At 66.1% G+C, this 16,431-nt stretch carries 14 protein-coding genes and 1 pseudogene; 14 read left to right on the top strand and 1 reads right to left on the bottom strand.

Features of this window, described 5'->3' with window-relative positions:
- Positions 1 to 5: 5 nt before the first annotated feature.
- The 5 genes from FXN65_RS20000 to FXN65_RS19985 all read left to right on the top strand — a co-directional run bounded on the left by FXN65_RS20000 (position 6) and on the right by FXN65_RS19985 (position 4,603).
- Positions 6 to 569, top strand: a complete 564-nt coding sequence (locus tag FXN65_RS20000) for an antibiotic biosynthesis monooxygenase (RefSeq protein WP_151135670.1) — start codon at positions 6 to 8, stop codon at positions 567 to 569.
- A gap of 13 nt (positions 570 to 582) precedes the next feature.
- Positions 583 to 2,538, top strand: a complete 1,956-nt coding sequence (locus FXN65_RS19995) for an amidohydrolase (protein ID WP_151135668.1) — start codon at positions 583 to 585, stop codon at positions 2,536 to 2,538.
- Between the two features lie 208 nt (positions 2,539 to 2,746).
- Positions 2,747 to 3,265, top strand: a complete 519-nt coding sequence (locus FXN65_RS28570; protein ID WP_226282393.1) for a helix-turn-helix transcriptional regulator — start codon at positions 2,747 to 2,749, stop codon at positions 3,263 to 3,265.
- Positions 3,172 to 3,675 carry a WYL domain-containing protein gene (locus FXN65_RS28565; protein WP_394351253.1) on the top strand — a complete coding sequence of 168 codons (504 nt, stop codon included), beginning with the start codon at positions 3,172 to 3,174 and terminating at the stop codon, positions 3,673 to 3,675. The genes FXN65_RS28570 and FXN65_RS28565 overlap by 94 nt, the downstream gene beginning before the upstream one ends.
- A gap of 67 nt (positions 3,676 to 3,742) precedes the next feature.
- Entirely contained in the window at positions 3,743 to 4,603 is an 861-nt protein-coding gene (locus FXN65_RS19985; protein WP_151135666.1) for a LysR family transcriptional regulator, read from the top strand.
- Positions 4,604 to 5,203: 600 nt separating this feature from the next.
- Here FXN65_RS19985 and FXN65_RS19980 read toward each other — a convergent pair.
- Positions 5,204 to 6,370 (bottom strand): HPP family protein, encoded by a 1,167-nt coding sequence (locus FXN65_RS19980; protein ID WP_151135664.1) that lies wholly within the window; start codon positions 6,368 to 6,370, stop codon positions 5,204 to 5,206.
- A 420-nt stretch (positions 6,371 to 6,790) separates the two neighbouring features.
- Here FXN65_RS19980 and FXN65_RS19975 point away from each other — a divergent pair.
- From FXN65_RS19975 to FXN65_RS19935, 9 genes and pseudogenes are all read left to right on the top strand, one after another.
- Positions 6,791 to 7,201 (top strand): annotated as a pseudogene (locus tag FXN65_RS19975) (hypothetical protein); the annotation flags it as partial.
- A gap of 192 nt (positions 7,202 to 7,393) precedes the next feature.
- Positions 7,394 to 8,617: an SfnB family sulfur acquisition oxidoreductase gene (locus tag FXN65_RS19970; RefSeq protein WP_151135662.1), complete on the top strand. Its 1,224-nt coding sequence runs from the start codon at positions 7,394 to 7,396 to the stop codon at positions 8,615 to 8,617.
- 10 nt (positions 8,618 to 8,627) lie between these two features.
- The gene (locus FXN65_RS19965; RefSeq protein WP_151135660.1) at positions 8,628 to 10,001 is read left to right on the top strand and encodes an LLM class flavin-dependent oxidoreductase; all 1,374 of its coding nucleotides are present in this window, start codon (positions 8,628 to 8,630) and stop codon (positions 9,999 to 10,001) included.
- The gene (locus FXN65_RS19960) at positions 9,998 to 10,663 is read left to right on the top strand and encodes a methionine ABC transporter permease (protein WP_151135658.1); all 666 of its coding nucleotides are present in this window, start codon (positions 9,998 to 10,000) and stop codon (positions 10,661 to 10,663) included. The genes FXN65_RS19965 and FXN65_RS19960 overlap by 4 nt, the downstream gene beginning before the upstream one ends.
- Positions 10,664 to 10,757: 94 nt before the next feature.
- The gene (locus tag FXN65_RS19955) at positions 10,758 to 11,528 is read left to right on the top strand and encodes a MetQ/NlpA family ABC transporter substrate-binding protein (RefSeq protein ID WP_151135656.1); all 771 of its coding nucleotides are present in this window, start codon (positions 10,758 to 10,760) and stop codon (positions 11,526 to 11,528) included.
- 95 nt (positions 11,529 to 11,623) lie between these two features.
- On the top strand, positions 11,624 to 12,859 hold the full coding sequence (locus FXN65_RS19950) for an SfnB family sulfur acquisition oxidoreductase (protein ID WP_151135654.1): 1,236 nt from the start codon (positions 11,624 to 11,626) through the stop codon (positions 12,857 to 12,859).
- A gap of 10 nt (positions 12,860 to 12,869) precedes the next feature.
- The gene (locus FXN65_RS19945) at positions 12,870 to 14,078 is read left to right on the top strand and encodes an SfnB family sulfur acquisition oxidoreductase (protein ID WP_151135652.1); all 1,209 of its coding nucleotides are present in this window, start codon (positions 12,870 to 12,872) and stop codon (positions 14,076 to 14,078) included.
- Positions 14,078 to 15,526 (top strand): LLM class flavin-dependent oxidoreductase, encoded by a 1,449-nt coding sequence (locus FXN65_RS19940; protein WP_151135650.1) that lies wholly within the window; start codon positions 14,078 to 14,080, stop codon positions 15,524 to 15,526. Before FXN65_RS19945 ends, FXN65_RS19940 begins: the two co-directional genes overlap by 1 nt.
- 37 nt (positions 15,527 to 15,563) lie before the next feature.
- Positions 15,564 to 16,361: a MetQ/NlpA family ABC transporter substrate-binding protein gene (locus tag FXN65_RS19935; RefSeq protein ID WP_151135648.1), complete on the top strand. Its 798-nt coding sequence runs from the start codon at positions 15,564 to 15,566 to the stop codon at positions 16,359 to 16,361.
- The last annotated feature ends 70 nt before the right edge of the window (positions 16,362 to 16,431 follow it).

Below are 16,431 nucleotides of genomic sequence, written 5' to 3'. Positions count from 1 at the left end.
GAGCCATGCCAGCGGACAACGTCAATAAAGTGGTTACTCTACTAATCCGCCATCGCGTGCGTCAGGGCCAGCTCGACTCCTACGAGAGCTGGTTGCGACGCATCGTGCAGACTGCCCAGGGCTACCCTGGGCACTTGGGCGTCGATGTGATCCACGGTAAGGAAGGCGACCACGCACTGTTCACCAGCGTGCTGCGATTCTCCAGCGCCGACCACCTGCAGAGCTGGTTGGACTCCGACGACCGCCGGCGCTTGGTCGAGGAAGTCACCCCACTGCTGGCCAGTGACGAGGACCTAGCATTGCACTCGGCTCGCGAGTTCTGGTTCGCCCCGGAGCATGTGCCTGGCCCACCGCCGCGCTGGAAGCAGGCCAGCATCACCTTCGCCGTGATCCTGCCACTCAGCCTGCTGGTACCGCTGATGTGGCAACCACTGTTCGCGATCCAACCCTGGCTCGGCGGCCACCTTGCCAGCAATACGCTGATCACCCTGACCATCGTCCTGCTGGTGGTCTACCTGTTCATGCCATGGGTCACCCGCTGGCTTGCACCCTGGCTCAGCAAACCATGAATTCGGAGGTCCCATGTCAAATGAACCTGCCAACAACCGACGCCGCTTTCTCGCTGCGTCTTCGGTCCTAGGCGCCGCCGGCGCACTTTGGCCCGTTCTACCAATCTTCGGCGCTGATAAAGGAGGCACCGTGCAACCTGACATGATCCTGTTCAACGGCCGTCTGCACACGGTCGACCGCGAGAAGCCCACAGCCAGTGCCGTGGCGATCAAGGACGGGCGCTTCCTCGCCGTCGGTAGCGATGCCGAAGTCATGGCCCTGCGCGGCAGCGCCACCCAGGTCATCGACCTGCAGAAACGCACGGTGATCCCCGGCCTCAACGACTCGCACCTGCACCTGATCCGCGGCGGCCTCAACTACAACCTGGAGTTGCGCTGGGAAGGCGTGCCGTCGCTGGCCGATGCCCTGCGCATGCTCAAGGAACAGGCCGACCGCACGCCCACCCCGCAGTGGGTGCGGGTGGTCGGTGGCTGGAACGAATTCCAGTTCGCCGAGAAGCGCATGCCGACCCTCGACGAGCTGAACAAGGCTGCGCCGGACACCCCGGTGTTCGTCCTCCACCTGTATGACCGCGCACTGCTCAACCGCGCCGCGCTGCGGGTGGTCGGCTACGGCAAGGACACGCCCAACCCGCCGGGCGGCGAGATCGTTCGCGATGCCAATGGCGAGCCCACCGGCATGCTGGTGGCGCGGCCCAACGCGATGATCCTCTACTCGACCCTGAGCAAGGGGCCCAAGCTGCCGCTGGAATACCAGGTCAACTCGACCCGCCAGTTCATGCGCGAGCTGAATCGCCTGGGCGTGACCAGTGCCATCGATGCCGGCGGTGGTTACCAGAATTATCCGGACGACTACCAGGTGATCGAGCAGCTGGCCAAGGACAACCAGCTGAGCATCCGCATCGCCTACAACCTGTTCACCCAGAAACCCAAGGAAGAGCTGGCCGACTTCCAGCAGTGGAGCAAGATCGTCAAACCCGGCCAGGGCAGCGACTTCCTGCGTCACAACGGCGCCGGCGAGATGCTGGTGTTCTCCGCCGCCGACTTCGAGGACTTCCTCGAACCGCGCCCGGACCTCGCGCCAAGCATGGAGCAGGAGTTGGAACCGGTCGTCCGCCACCTGGTCGAGCAGCGCTGGCCGTTCCGCCTGCACGCCACCTACGACGAATCCATCTCGCGCATGCTCGACGTGTTCGAGAAGGTCAACCGTGACATCCCGTTCAACGGCCTGCCGTGGTTCTTCGACCACGCCGAGACCATCACGCCGAAGAACATCGAGCGCGTCCGCGCCCTCGGTGGCGGCATCGCCATCCAGCACCGCATGGCCTTCCAGGGCGAATACTTCGTCGACCGCTACGGCAAGCAGGCCGCCGAGAAGACCCCGCCGATCCAGCGCATGCTGAGTGAGGGCGTGCCGGTCGGCGCCGGTACCGACGCCACCCGCGTGGCCAGCTACAACCCCTGGACTTCGCTGTACTGGATGGTCAGCGGCAAGACCGTCGGCGGTCTGGAGCTGTACCCGCAGGGCCTGCCGCGCGCCACCGCGCTGGAGCTGTTCACCCATGGCAGCGCCTGGTTCTCCAGCGAGCAGGGCAAGAAGGGGCAGATCAAGGTCGGCCAACTGGCCGATCTGGTCGCCCTGTCGGCGGACTTCTTCAGCGTCGAGGAAGAGGCGATCAAGTGGATCGAGTCGGTGCTCACCGTGGTCGACGGCAAGGTGGTGTATGGCGCTGGCGAGTTTGACAAGCTGGCGCCGCCGCCGGCTCCGGTACTGCCCGACTGGTCGCCGGTGGCCAGGGTGCCCGGCCACTGGAAACCCGGCGCGCCGCTGGTGGCGCAGGTGCACCAGTGCGTCGGCGCCTGCGCCGTGCATGCCCACAGCCACGACAAGGCGCGCCGCTCGGCGGTGCCGATCAGCGACTTCCAGGGCTTCTGGGGTGCGTTCGGCTGCTCGTGCTTCGCCTTCTGATGCGAAACCGCTCACGCGCCTGCCAACAACCCGGCGCGTGGGCACTATCTTGCTGGTCTCCAGCAACCCGCAGTATCGCAGTCTTGCTCCTTGAAGGGATGATGAGAGGCCGTACTGGCCGGCCCTGGGAGCACCCTGAGAGGTAATCAGGCTTTATTCCGCCCTAATTGATTTCCTTCCTGGAAAGATTTTTCGCGGAGCCTTGATCATGCCCAATCCCACCACCCGGGTGCTCGCCGTGCTGGAGCTGCTGCAGACCCATGGCCAGCTCAGCGGCAGCGAGCTGGCGCGGCGCCTGGAGGTGGACGGGCGCACCCTGCGGCGCTACATCGCCACCCTCGAAGAGATGGGTATTCCCCTGACCGCCGAACGCGGGCGCCATGGCGGCTACCGACTGGTGGCCGGCTTCAAGCTGCCGCCGATGATGTTCACCAATGAGGAAACCCTGGCGCTGTCCCTCGGCCTGCTGGCCGCACAGAACCTCGGGCTGGAACAGGCGGCACCGGCGGTGGCCAGTGCCCGCGCCTGCGCGCCCTGGGCGACGCCGCCACCCTGGACCTGCCCGGGCCACGGGCGGCCGCCAGCGAGCGCTGGCTGCTGGACCTGGCCGCCGCCGTGCAGGCGCGTCAACGGGTGCACTTCGTCTACAGCGCCGGCGACAGCAACAACAGCGAGCGCCAGGCCGATCCCTACGGCCTGGTCTATCGCGCCGGGCGCTGGTACATGAGCGGCCACTGCCACCTGCGTCGGGACCTGCGCAGCTTCCGCCTGGATCGCATGCAGGCGGTCCGGTTGCTGGAAGCACATTTCGAGCGGCCGCCGGATTTCGATGCCGCTGCCTTCCTGACCGGCAGCATTGCCCAGCTGCCGCGCTCGACCGCGGTGGAGGTGTTGCTCAGATGCGACCTGGCCCGTGCCGCCGAAGAACTGAGCAGCGGCATCGGCCTGCTGGAACCGGTGGAGGAGGGCGTGCTGCTGCGCACGCGCACCGACAGCATGGGCTGGTTCGCACGCCAACTGGCGAAGCTGCCCTTCGATTTCGAGGTGCGCGGGCCGGAGGCGTTGCGCGAGGCAATCCGTGCCGGTGCTGCGCGGCTGTTGAGGTTGGTAGAGGCGGGGACGCCCATTCGCGAATGAATTCGATCCCACACCTCGAGCCGCCGCCCGGTAAACTCGGCCAACCTTTCAGCACCCGAGCAAGCCCATGGATATCGACCTGGCGCGTACCTTCCTGGAGATCGTCCGCACCGGCAGCTTCGTCGCCGCCGCCGAGCGCCTGCATGTCACCCAGACCACCATCACCGCGCGGGTGCAGAACCTGGAGCAGCAACTGGATTGCCGGCTCTTCGTGCGCAACCGCGCGGGGGCGCGGCTGACCGCCGACGGCGAAGTATTCGTTGCCTATGCCAACAAGCTGGTGGAGACCTGGGAGGCGGCGCGGCGCGACCTGCCATTGCCGGAGGGCTACCGCGACGTGCTCAACCTCGGTGGCGAGGTGAGCCTGTGCAGTCCGCTGGTGCTCAGTTGGGTGATCCGCCTGCGCGAGCGCATGCCGTCCCTTGCCGTGCGCGCGGAAGTCGGCGAGGCCGGCCACCTGCAGCAGCAACTGCAGAGCAGCCTGCTGGATGCCGCGCTGGTCTACCGCCCCGATTACTGGCCGGGCCTGCAGGTGGAGCTGCTGATGGAGGAAAAGCTGATCCAGGTGCGTTCGGCGATCAACCCGGAGCCCTACATCTACAACGACTGGGGACCGGAATTCCGCCAGCGCCACGATGCCGCGCTCCCGGACAAGGCCAGCGCCGTGCTGGCCACCAACCTCGGCCCGCTGGCCCTGCATTACATCCTGCAATGCGGCGGCTCTGGCTACTTCCGCGCGCGCGTGGTGCAGGGGCACCTGGAAAACGGCGAGCTGGAGCGGGTGGAGAAGGCGCCGGAATTCACCTATCCCACGTACCTGGTCTATTCCCGCGAGAAGGACTCCCCGGCCCTGCGCCAGGCCATCGACCTGCTGCGAGAAGTCGTGGCCGAGGACATCGACTGGTCCCGGCGCTGGGACCCGATCTGAGTCGTAATGGTGGGAGCGACTTCATTCGCGATGCTCTTCTGTGGGGGCGATTTCAATCGCCAAGGGCAGCGCAGCTGCCCCATGCTGTGGATGAATTCGCTTTGCCAGCGCTACGTATTGCTGAAACGTCCTGAGCCAGGCTGCTTGCCGAGTTCTGCGGATGTCTCTGGTTTCGCCTCCCGGCGAGTCACTTCTTTCAAACGTCGGAATGCCGCCCACAAAGAAGTAACCAAGAACGCTTGCCCCTGCATCCGGCCCGACTTCGTCGGGTCCCCTCGCTGCATCGTTGCGCCGGGGGCACGGCGAGAGGGACCATCCATGGCCCCACACGCCTCTCGCGGCATCCATGCCGCTCGTCCCCCTCCACAACGATTCCGCTCGGCCTCCTGACGGGGCGAAGTCGCCGCCCCACCTCAGTTGCTCAGTTTCAGGCCGCTGGCTGCTTCAGGATGGCTTGCGCCGTGCCGACGTGAGTCACCCCTCGCCCGCTTGCGGGAGAGGGGCCGGGGGTGAGGGTAGTTGTGCTGAGCGTGGAATCCCAAGGGCAGTTCTTCGATCTACCTGGCGAATGAATTCGCCCCTACAGGTGCCCTGCCAGGCTCAACTCGCCAGCTGCAACGCCGGTTGCTGGTGCAGGTCCTGCAGCCAGTTGCGGTAGAGCGCGGCGATCAGGTCGCTCTGGCTGACGATGCCCACCACGCGGCCGCCGTCGTCCAGCACCGGCAGGCAGTGCAGGCCCCGGTCGGACAGCAGCGACACCAGTTCAACCACGGGCGTATCGACGGTCACGCAGCGCACCGGGCGGGTCATCAGGCGTGACACCGGCGCTTCGCGGCGTGCGCGGAAGCGGTCGGCGAGGCTGCGTGGTGCGGCGCTGGCGGCGTGGCCGAGCAGGTCGGAGAGGGTCAGGATGCCCACCAGATGCTGTTTGTCATCCAGTACCGGCAGGGCTTTCAGGTGATGCCGATCGAGCAGCTTCCAGGCTTCGCTGACCGGCGCATCCGGCGCGATGGTGCGCAGGTCGCGGGACATGATCCGCGCCGCCCGCAGGTCGCCCATGCTGCGCCGCAATGCATGTTTTTCCGTGAGATGGAGCAGGCGCTGGAGATCATCGCGGGTCACGTCGACGAAGCTGCCGAACTCAGCCAGCGCGCGGTCCAGATCAACCTCGGCGATGCCGTTGCGCTCGCCTGGCAAGGGATCGGCAGTCAGATGCGGGCCGGTGGCGGGATGCGCGATCTTGCGTGGGTAAGGGACACCGCTGAGATTGTTGAACAGCATTGCCGTGCCCACCAGGACCAGCGAACCCAGCAGTACCGGCAACAGCAAGTGCCAGCCGAACTCGGAAACCACGGGGCCGCCGAGGGCTGCACCCAGCGCCACCGCGCAGCTTGGCGGATGCAGGCAACGCAAGGCCTGCATAGCCACCAGGGTCAGGCCGAATGCCGTTGCGGCGGTCGCCAGCGGCGGCAGGCCCCAATGGCTGGCCAGCAGGCCGATGGCCGCCGCCAGAACGTTGCCGGCCACCACCGGCCAGGGCTGGGCCACCGGGCTGGAGGTCATGGCGAAGAGCAGCAGGGTGGAGGCGGAGAACGGGGCGACCAGACGTAGCGCCAGGTCGGTACCGAACAGCTGGCTGCAAGCGAGGGCGGCCAGGAACACGGCGAGGCAGCCGCCAACGGCAGCGCGCAGCCACTCCCGTGGCAGGGCGTTACTGGCGTCCGGGAGCAGGCGTTGCAGCCAGAGACGCAGAGGGTTCTGGGGCATGGGCACGACACTAGGCAGTTGATAAAGGGAGAGGCCGGAGGCGCTGTACGGAAAGTGCCGATACCGGACGGCTTTTCGTACAGGCCCCTGGTCCCCTCAATCCCACCGGAGTGGGGGCTCCATCCCTGGATATGGAAACGTCTTTTTCTCGCGCGCGGTTCCTCGGAGGGGGCTGCTCATGCAGACCCTCGCCGGGCCGGGCGTCGGGGATGAGGGAATGCTAAGGGGCGTAAAGATAGAAGACTAATGAATGTTATTGCAGTTTAAGTGCAATAAAGCCTGATTAAAGGCGCGACATTCCCCATGAGACGCTGAACGTTCTCGTGATGAATTCTTGACTCCTTTTTCACCTGCCGCTGCTTAGGGTTGGCGCGCAGGCAGATGCCTGATCGCTGGATACAGCCGTGCCGCGGGGGATAGGTGGAGCGTATCGCCAGCCGCAAGGGCGAACTCTTCTATTGGGTGGCCATCCTCTTCTCCAACACGCTGGGGACAGCACTGGGCGATTACCTGGCGGATGACTCCGGTCTGGGTTTTGCCGGAGGGGCCTTGCTGGTGGGCAGCCTGATCGCCTTGGTGGCGGTGGCCCGCTATGCCACGAAGATATCCCCGGTGGCGCTGTTCTGGATCGCGTTCGTCCTGACCCGGCCCTTCGGTGCCACCCTTGGTGATGTGCTGACCAAGATGCCGGACAAGGGAGGGCTGGGCTTTGGCACCGTCGGCTCTTCCGCGATCCTGGCTGCGGTGTTGCTGGTGATGGTGGTGGCCGCCATGCGCGGCGCTGCCCGGCACCGCACCCGCTCCGGCGAATGCGCAGCGGAAATGACCTGAGGTCAGGCAAGCCAGGTGTTGCTCCAGCAACACCTGGCCAGCAGGTTGCTTGCTTTATTCACCTCGAACTGTTTGTTTGAATTTATAAATTATTGATTTTTAAAGAAAAACTAAACTGGCACGGGTGCTGCTATGTCCTTCTGCAAGTGAGGCCGCGAGTGTTCGCGGCGAAACAGCAGTGCAGAGAGCCCCATGTCGCAAACCCCGATTTCCGCCCAATACCCCGTCGGCATTCCCGACGCCCAGATCATCCGCAGCGATGCGCAGGCCATCGAAGTGGCCCACCGCGTGGCGGCCTTCCTGCTGGAAGGCGACGCTGAGCGCGATCGCACCCGCCAGGTTCCTTCGGAAGTGGTGGATGTGTTTTCCAACAGCGGCCTCTGGGGCATCACCGTGCCCAAGGTGTTCGGCGGCGCCGAGGTGAGCTACGCCACCCTGGCTGAAGTGATCGCCATCATTTCGGCCGCCGACGCCTCCCTCGGGCAGATTCCGCAGAACCACTACTGCCTGCTGGAAGACATCCGCCTGCAAGGCACCTATGAACAGAAGCGCTTTTTCTTCGGCCTGGCGCTGAAGGGCAACCGCTTTGCCAATGCGCTGTCGGAAACCGGCGGCAAGAATGTCCAGGACATCCAGACCCGTATCCGCCGCGACGGCGACGCCCATGTCATCAACGGTCGCAAGGGCTACTGCACAGGTTCGCTCTACGCCCACTGGCTGGCGGTGCTGGCCGTGGATGAGGACGACAAGGCCCAGCTGGCCTTCGTCCCGCGCGGCAGCGAAGGGCTGGTGATCGTCGACGACTGGTCCAGCATCGGCCAGCGCAACACTTCCAGCGGCACGGTGCTGGCCCAGGACCTGCGCGTGCCGGCGGCGAACCTGTTCCCCACCTACCGCTCCTACGAGAGCCCGACCCTGGCCGGCCCGTTCGCCCAGATCACCACCGCTGCCATCGATGCCGGGATCGCCCGTGCGGCCCTGCGCGACACCATCGCCTTCGTCCGCGACCACGCCCGCCCCTGGATCGATGCCGAAGTGGAGAAGGCCAGCGAGGACCCGCTGACCATCATCCAGGTGGGCAACCTGGGGATTCGCCTGGAGGCTGCCGAAGCTTTGCTGGAACGTGCCGGCAAGGTGATGGACGCCGCTCGCCCGGCGCCGGACGAGGACAATGTGGCTGCCGCTTCGGTCGCCGTGGCCAAGGCCAAGGTGCTGACCACCGAAATCGCCATCGAAGCCTCCAACAAACTGTTCGAACTGGGCGGCACCCGCTCCACGTTGGCGCGCCACAACCATGATCGTCACTGGCGCAATGCCCGCGTGCACACCCTGCACGACCCGGTGCGCTGGAAGTACCACGTGGTCGGCAACTGGCTGCTCAACGGCGTGAAGCCGCCGCGTCACGACTGGTCCTGAGGCGCGCGACATGAGCAAGCAGATCCGCCTCAACGCCTTTGCCATGAACGCCGTGGGCCACCTGTCCCCCGGCCTCTGGCGCCATCCGCGCGACCAGGCGCGGCGCTACACCGATATCCATTACTGGATCGAGCTGGCGCAAACCCTGGAGCGCGGCAAGATCGACGGCCTGTTCCTCGCCGACGTGCTGGGCGTCTACGACGTCTACCAGGGCGGCCCGGAGCAGGCCCTGCGCACTGCCGCCCAGGTACCGGTGAACGACCCGCTGCTGCTGGTGCCGGCCATGGCCGCCGCCACCCGGCACCTGGGTTTTGGCGTCACTGCGTCTGTGTCCTTCGAACACCCGTACCCGTTCGCCCGGCGCATGAGCACGCTGGACCACCTCACCGGTGGCCGCGCCGGCTGGAACATCGTCACCTCCTACCTGGAGAGCGGCGCGCGCAACATCGGCCTCAAGCATCAGCTCAACCATGAGCAGCGTTATGCCCTGGCTGCCGAGTACCTGGAGGTCTGCTACAAGCTCTGGGAAGCCAGTTGGGACGAGGAAGCGGTGGTCGCCGACGTGGAGCGCTGCGTCTACGCGGACCCGGCCAAGGTGCACCCCATCGCCCATGAGGGCGCGCACTTCCAGGTGCCCGGCTTCCACCTCAGCGAGCCGTCGCCGCAGCGCACCCCGGTGCTCTACCAGGCCGGCGCTTCCAGCCGGGGCAAGGCCTTCGCCGCCGCCAATGCCGAGTGCGTGTTCGTCGCCGCGCCCACCCGCCACATCCTGCGCAACCAGGTGGCCGACCTGCGCCGTCAGGCCGAGTTGGCCGGGCGCAAGGGTAGCGACATCAAGGTCTTCAACCAGCTCACCGTGATCGTCGCACCCACTGATGCCGAGGCCCAGGCGAAATGGCGCGAGTACCGCGAGTTCTCCAGTCATGACGGCGCCCTGACACTGATGTCCGGCTGGACCGGCATCGATTTCGGCCAGTACGCGCCGGACCAGGTATTGCGCCAGGTCGAGAGCAACGCGATCCAGTCGGCGGTGGATGCCTTCACCGCTGCGGACCCGAGCCGTACCTGGACCACCGCCGAAATCGCCGACTACTGCGCCCTGGGTGGTGATGGCCCCTTGCTGGTGGGCTCGCCGAAAAGCGTGGCCGATGAGCTGCAGGCCTGGGTGGAAGAGACCGACGTGGACGGCTTCAACCTGTCCGGCATCGTCGCGCCGGAAACCTTCGTGGATATCGTCGACCTGCTGGTGCCCGAGCTGCAGGCCCGTGGCCTGTTCAAGCGCGAATACGAAGACGGCAGCCTGCGCCACAAGCTGTTCGGTGAGGGCGACCGCGTCGCCGAGCCGCACCCGGCTGCGCGGTTGCGCAGGAGGGCAGGGCGATGAACGAGCTGCTCGCCAACCTCGACTGGGTGGAAATCGGCCAGGCCAGCATCGATACACTGACCATGCTCGCCCTGGCGCTCGGCTTCACCGTGCTGCTCGGCCTGCCGCTGGGCGTGCTGCTCTATCTCACCGGCAAGAAGCAGATGCATGAGAAGCCCGGCTTCTACCGCTTCGCCTCGGCCGTGGTGAACATGCTGCGTTCGCTGCCGTTCATCATCCTGCTGATCGTGATGATTCCGCTGACCACGCTGCTCACCGGCACCTCGCTTGGCGTCGCCGGGGCCATCCCGCCGCTGGTGGCCGGCTGCTCCCCGTTCTTCGCACGGCTGGTGGAAACCGCGCTGCGCGAGGTGGACCGCGGACTGGTGGAGGCTACCCAGTCCATGGGTGCCAGCACCTGGCAGATCATCTGGCACACCCTGCTGCCGGAAGCCCGCACCGGGCTGATCGCCGCCATCACCGTCACCGCCATCGTGCTAGTGGACTACACAGCGATGGCCGGCGTGATCGGCGGAGGGGGCCTCGGCGACCTCGCCATCCGCTTCGGCTACCAGCGTTTCCAGACCGACGTGATGGTGGTCACCGTGGCTCTGCTAGTCCTGCTGGTGCAGGCCCTGCAGATGAGCGGCGACCGCCTCGTGATCCGCTACAGCCGCCGTTGAGATCCCGCCGCAGGGCAGCCGGCTTTCGCTGCCCACCCAAGGCCTCACGTTCACCCCACGACGGCCAACCCAATACTGCCCAGGAGCACTTGCAATGAAAAAGGCTATCGCCATTCTGGCCGCCGTCGTCGCCTTCTCAGTCCAAGCTGGCGAGAAGCTCGTAGTCGGCGCCACTCCGGTTCCCCATGCGGAAATCCTCGAGTTCGTCAAACCCACCCTGGCCAAGGAAGGCGTGGACCTGGACATCAAGGTCTTCACCGACTTCATCCAGCCCAACGTGCAACTGGCGGAGAAGAACCTCGACGCCAACTACTACCAGTACCGGCCGTTCCTCGATGAGTTCAACAAGAGCCGCCACACCGACCTGGTGCCGGTGGTGGGCATCCATATCGAACCCTTCGGCGCCTACTCCAGCAAGATCAAGAAACTCGACGAGCTGAAGGACGGCGCTTCCGTCGCCATCCCCAACGACCCGGTAAACACCGGCCGCGCCCTGGTGCTGCTGCACGAAGCCGGGCTGATCAAGCTCAAGGACCCGAGCAACACCCTGGCCACCCAGCGCGACATCGCCGAGAACCCGAAGAAACTGAAGATCCGCGAACTGGAAGGTGCGCTGCTGGCCCGTTCCGTGAGCCAGGTGGACCTGGCCTTCGTCTTCGCCAACTACGCCCTGGAAGCCGGCATCGACACCAACAGCGCGCTGATCGTCGAGAAAGGCAAGGACCTCTACGCCGAATTCCTCGTCGCCCGTCCGGACAACCTCCAGGACCCGCGCCTGCAAAAGCTGGCCAAGGCCCTGAACTCGCCGGAAGTCCGCCAGTTCATCGTCACCCGCTACAAGGGCCAGATCGCCCCGGCGTTCTGATTCCCCAGCCTCGTGCCGCTTGCCTCCCCTCGCCCTCAGGGAGAGGGGCCGGGGGAGAGGGCCAGGCGCAACTTTGCATTTGAAGGCCACACCCCATGACAAACGAAACCGCACACCACGCATTTCGTGATGAAGCCCCGTCACTACTCCCGGCGGCGCTGATCGAGAACGATGCACAGGCCCTGCAAGCCGCTCACGAGGTGGCGAAGCTGGCCAGGGAACATGCCGCACAACGTGACCGCGACCGCCTGCTGCCCTGGCGCGAGCTGGAACTCTTCACCCGCCTGGGATTGGGCGGCATCCGCATCCCGCGCCGATACGGCGGGGCCGAGGTCTCCTACGTCACCCTGGCTGAAGTGTTCCGCATCATCTGCGCCGCCGACCCGGCGCTGGGGCAGATTCCGCAGAACCAGTTCGGCCTGCTCAGCGTGGTCGAGAACGTCGGCAGCGAAGCGCAGAAGCTCAAGGTGTTCGGCGGCATCCTCGCCGGGCGCCGACTGGCCAATGCCGGCCCCGAGCGCAACACGAAGCACACCCTGGAGATCAGGGCGCGCATCACCCGTACCGGCGAGGGGCTGAAGGTCAGCGGCGAAAAGTTCTATTCCACCGGCGCGCTGTTCGCCCACTGGGTGGCGGTCAAGGCCATCGACGACAACGGCGTCGGCGTGCTCGGCCTCGTTGAGCGCGGTGTACCGGGGCTGCGCATCGTCGACGACTGGTCCGGTTTCGGCCAGCGCACCACCGCCAGCGGCACCGTGCTGCTGGACCAGGCGCCCGTCGCCGGCGACCTGGTGTTCCACAACAGCCGGCTGGCCGAGGTGCCGAGCATCCAGGGCGCGGTCTCGCAGCTGATCCAGGCGGCGATCGACGCCGGTATCGCCGAGGCGGCCATCGACGACGCCATCGCCTTCATCCGCGAGCGCTCGCGGCCCTGGGTGGATGCCGAGGTCGAACGCGCCAGTGAGGAGCTCTACACCCTCTTCGAGATCGGCCGCCTGAAGACCGAGCTGAATGCCGCCAATGCGCTGCTGGAGCGTGCTGGCCAGGTACTCGACGAAGTGGCCGCTGCACCCATCGATGACGAGTCCGCGGCCCGCGCCTCCATCGCCGTGGCCGAGGCCAAGGTGCTGACGACGGAGATCAGCCTGCTCGCCAGCGAAAAGCTCTTCGAGCTGGCCGGCAGCCGCGCCAGCCTCGCCGAGTTCAACCTCGACCGTCACTGGCGCAACGCCCGCGTCCACACCCTGCACGACCCGGTGCGCTGGAAGGTCCAGGCAGTTGGCGCCTACCACCTCAACGGCGCCAAACCGACCCGTCATTCCTGGATCTGAGGAGTTCTCCATGACATTGCCGCAACCCGCACCGGCCCTCAGCGTTGCCATCATTCGTGATGACGCCGAAGCCATCGAGGTGGCCCGCCGCATCGCCGCCGAGTTCAAACCCGGCGCCGCCGAGCGTGACCGCGACCGGCGCCTGCCCCATGAGGAACTCGACGCCTTCAGCCGTTCCGGCCTGTGGGGCATCAGCGTGCCGCGCGAATACGGTGGCGCTGGTGTGTCGCGGGTGACCCTGGCGCGGGTCATCGCCATCATCAGTGCCGCCGACGCATCCCTCGGACAGATTCCGCAGAACCATTTCTACGCACTGGAAGTGCTCCGGGTGAATGGCAGCAAGGCCCAGCAGCGGCGCCTGTTCGCCGCAGCCCTGGCGGGCCAGCGCTTCGGCAACGCCCTGGCGGAAATCGGCACGCGCACCGCCAATGACCGCAATACCCGGCTGATCCGCGAAGGCGCGGGCTACCGCATCAATGGCCGCAAGTTCTATTGCACCGGCGCGCTCTATGCCGATCGGGTGCCCACGCTCGTGGTGGCCGAGGATGGCCACCAGTACCTCGCCTTCGTCCCGCGCAATGCACCGGGACTGACGGTCATCGATGACTGGTCCGGCTTCGGCCAGCGCACCACCGGAAGCGGCTCGGTGGTCTTCGAGAACGTGCCGGTGCGCACCGAGGACCTGGTGTCCTTCCAGGCTGCCTTCGAGCGCCCGACCACTGTCGGCCCGTTCGCCCAGATCCTTCACGCCGCCATCGACGCCGGCATCGCCCGCGCCGCCTATGAGGACGCGCTGGAGTTCGTGCGCACCCGTTCGCGCCCGTGGATCGACTCCGGCCTGGACAAGGCCAGCGACGACCCGCTGACCATCCAGGAGTTCGGTCGCCTGGCCATCCGCCTGCACGCCGCCGAAGCGATCCTCGACCGCGCCGGCCGCTTGCTGGATGCCGCCACCGCCCAACCTGATACCGACAGCGTGGCCGCCGCGTCCATCGGCGTGGCCGAGGCCCGTGCGCTGACCACCGAGGTGTCGTTGGCCGCTGGCAGCAAGCTGTTCGAGCTGTCCGGCACCCGCGCCAGCCTTGCCGAACACAACCTCGATCGCCACTGGCGCAATGCCCGTGTGCACACCCTGCACGACCCGGTGCGCTGGAAGTACCACGCGGTGGGCAACTTCTACCTCAACGACAAGCTGCCACCGCGCCGGGGGACGATCTGATGGCGCGCAAGCAGATCCTCCTCAACGCCTTCAACATGAACTGCGTGGGGCACATCAACCACGGGCTCTGGACCCACCCGCGCGACCGCTCGGCCGACTATCGCAAGCTGTCCTACTGGACCGAGCTGGCGCAGCTGCTGGAGCGCGGACTGTTCGATGGACTGTTCCTGGCGGATATCGTCGGCGTCTACGACGTCTACCAGGGTAACGTCGACCTGACCCTCAAGGAGAGCATCCAGCTTCCGGTCAACGACCCGCTGCTGCTGGTTTCGGCCATGGCGGGCGTGACTCGCCACCTGGGTTTCGGCCTGACCGCCAACCTGAGCTATGACGCGCCGTACCTGTTCGCCCGGCGCATGTCGACGCTGGACCACCTCACCGATGGCCGCGTGGGCTGGAACATCGTTACCGGCTACCTGGAAAGCGCCGCCCGTGCCATGGGGCTGGCGCAGCAGGTGGAGCACGACCGCCGCTATGACCAGGCCGACGAGTACCTGGAGGTGCTCTACAAGCTCTGGGAGGGCAGCTGGGAGGAGGGCGCCGTGGTCAATGACCGGCAGCGGCGCATCTACGCCCAGGCGGACAAGGTGCACAAGGTTCGCCACCAGGGTGAATTCTTCAACGTCGAGGGCTACCACCTCTGCGAACCCTCGCCACAACGCACGCCGGTGCTGTTCCAGGCGGGGGCTTCGGCGCGCGGGCTGCGCTTTGCAGGCGAGCATGCCGAGTGCGTGTTCATCAGCGGCAACAACAAGGCCGCGACTCGCGCCCAGGTGGACAAGGTGCGCGCGGCGGCCCAGGCCGCTGGTCGCGATCCGCACGCGGTGAAGGTGTTCATGGGCATCAGCGTGATCGTCGCGCCGACGGAAGCCGAAGCCCGCGCCAAGCATGCCGAGTACCTGGCCCATGCCAGCGCCGAGGCGGGCGTGGCGCACTTCGCCAGCTCCACCGGCATCGACTTTTCCCGCTTCGGGCTGGATGAGCCGATTCCCTACGTGAAGACCAACGCCATCGAGTCCGCCACCAGCAAGCTCAAGGACAACAGCCTGACCCGCCGCCAGTTGCTGGAACAGCACGCCCTCGGCGGGCGCTACATCCTGCTGGTGGGCTCGCCCACCCGGGTGGCCGACGAACTGCTGAGCTGGGTGGACGAGACCGGCCTCGACGGCTTCAACCTCACCCGCATCGTCACTCCGGAAAGCTACGCCGACTTCATCGACCTGGTGGTGCCGGAGCTGCAGGCCCGCGGTGCGTACAAGACGGCGTATGCCGAAGGCACCTTGCGGCGGAAGTTGTTCGGTGCCGGCGACCGGCTGCCGGCAGGCCACAAGGGTGCCGCCTTTTCCGTGGGAGCGAATTCATTCGCGAAGGAGCGCGCAGCGCTCCCTGATTTTCCCCGGGGCGGCCCTTCGGCCCGCTCAGCGAGTGAATTCGCCCCCACAAAGTAACTGCCAAGCCATTTCCCTTTGCTCAAGGATCCAAGACATGCCCAAACACCTCCTCAAAACCCTCACCCTCGGCCTGCTCCTGGCCTCCGGTATCGCCCATGCCGCCGACTCCAGGGTCCTCAAGGTCGGCACCACCGCCGCCTTCGCCCCGCCACTGGAAGTGGCGGTGGAAGAGGCCGCGAAGAAAGGCCTGAACGTGGAACTGGTGGAGTTCACCGACTGGAACTCGCCGAACATCACCCTGGCTGCCGGCGACATCGACGCGAACTACTTCCAGCACACGCCGTTCCTGGAGAACGCCAAGAAGGAAGGGGGCTTTTCCCTCAAGCCCTTCGCGCCTGGCGTGATCAACAACGTCGGCCTCTACTCGAAGAAGTACGCGGGGCTGGCCGACCTGCCGGAAGGCGCCAAGGTGGCCATCGCCAACGACCCCATCAATGGCGGTCGTGGCCTGCAATTGCTGCAGAAGGCCGGACTGCTGAAACTCAAGGAGGGCGTCGGCTACAAGGCGACCCTGGACGACATCGTCGAGAACCCGAAGAAGATCGACATCATCGAGCTGGAGGCGGTGCAACTGGTGCGCGCCCTGGATGACGTCGACCTGGCCCAGGGCTACCCGCATTACATCCGCCTGGCCGGCACCATCGACCCCAACAGCGCTCTGCTCTTCGACGGCATCGAAAACCGCGAGTACATCATCCAGTTCGTCACCCGCGCCGATTACCAGGACGACGGCCGCCTGGGCGAGTTCGTGGATATCTACCAGCACTCGCCGCAGGTGCGCGCTGCGCTGGATAAGGCACACGGCAAGCTTTACCAGCCGGGCTGGGAATAAGCGGGCGGAGCCTGCTTTTTTGTGGGAGCGAATTCATTGGCGAAAGGAGCGCACAGCGCTCCCAGGAACC

This window comes from Pseudomonas lalkuanensis (assembly GCF_008807375.1).
Taxonomy (GTDB): domain Bacteria; phylum Pseudomonadota; class Gammaproteobacteria; order Pseudomonadales; family Pseudomonadaceae; genus Metapseudomonas; species Metapseudomonas lalkuanensis.
The sequence above is the reverse complement of the archived record's forward strand: the minus strand, read 5'-3'. Positions and strand labels throughout refer to the sequence as shown.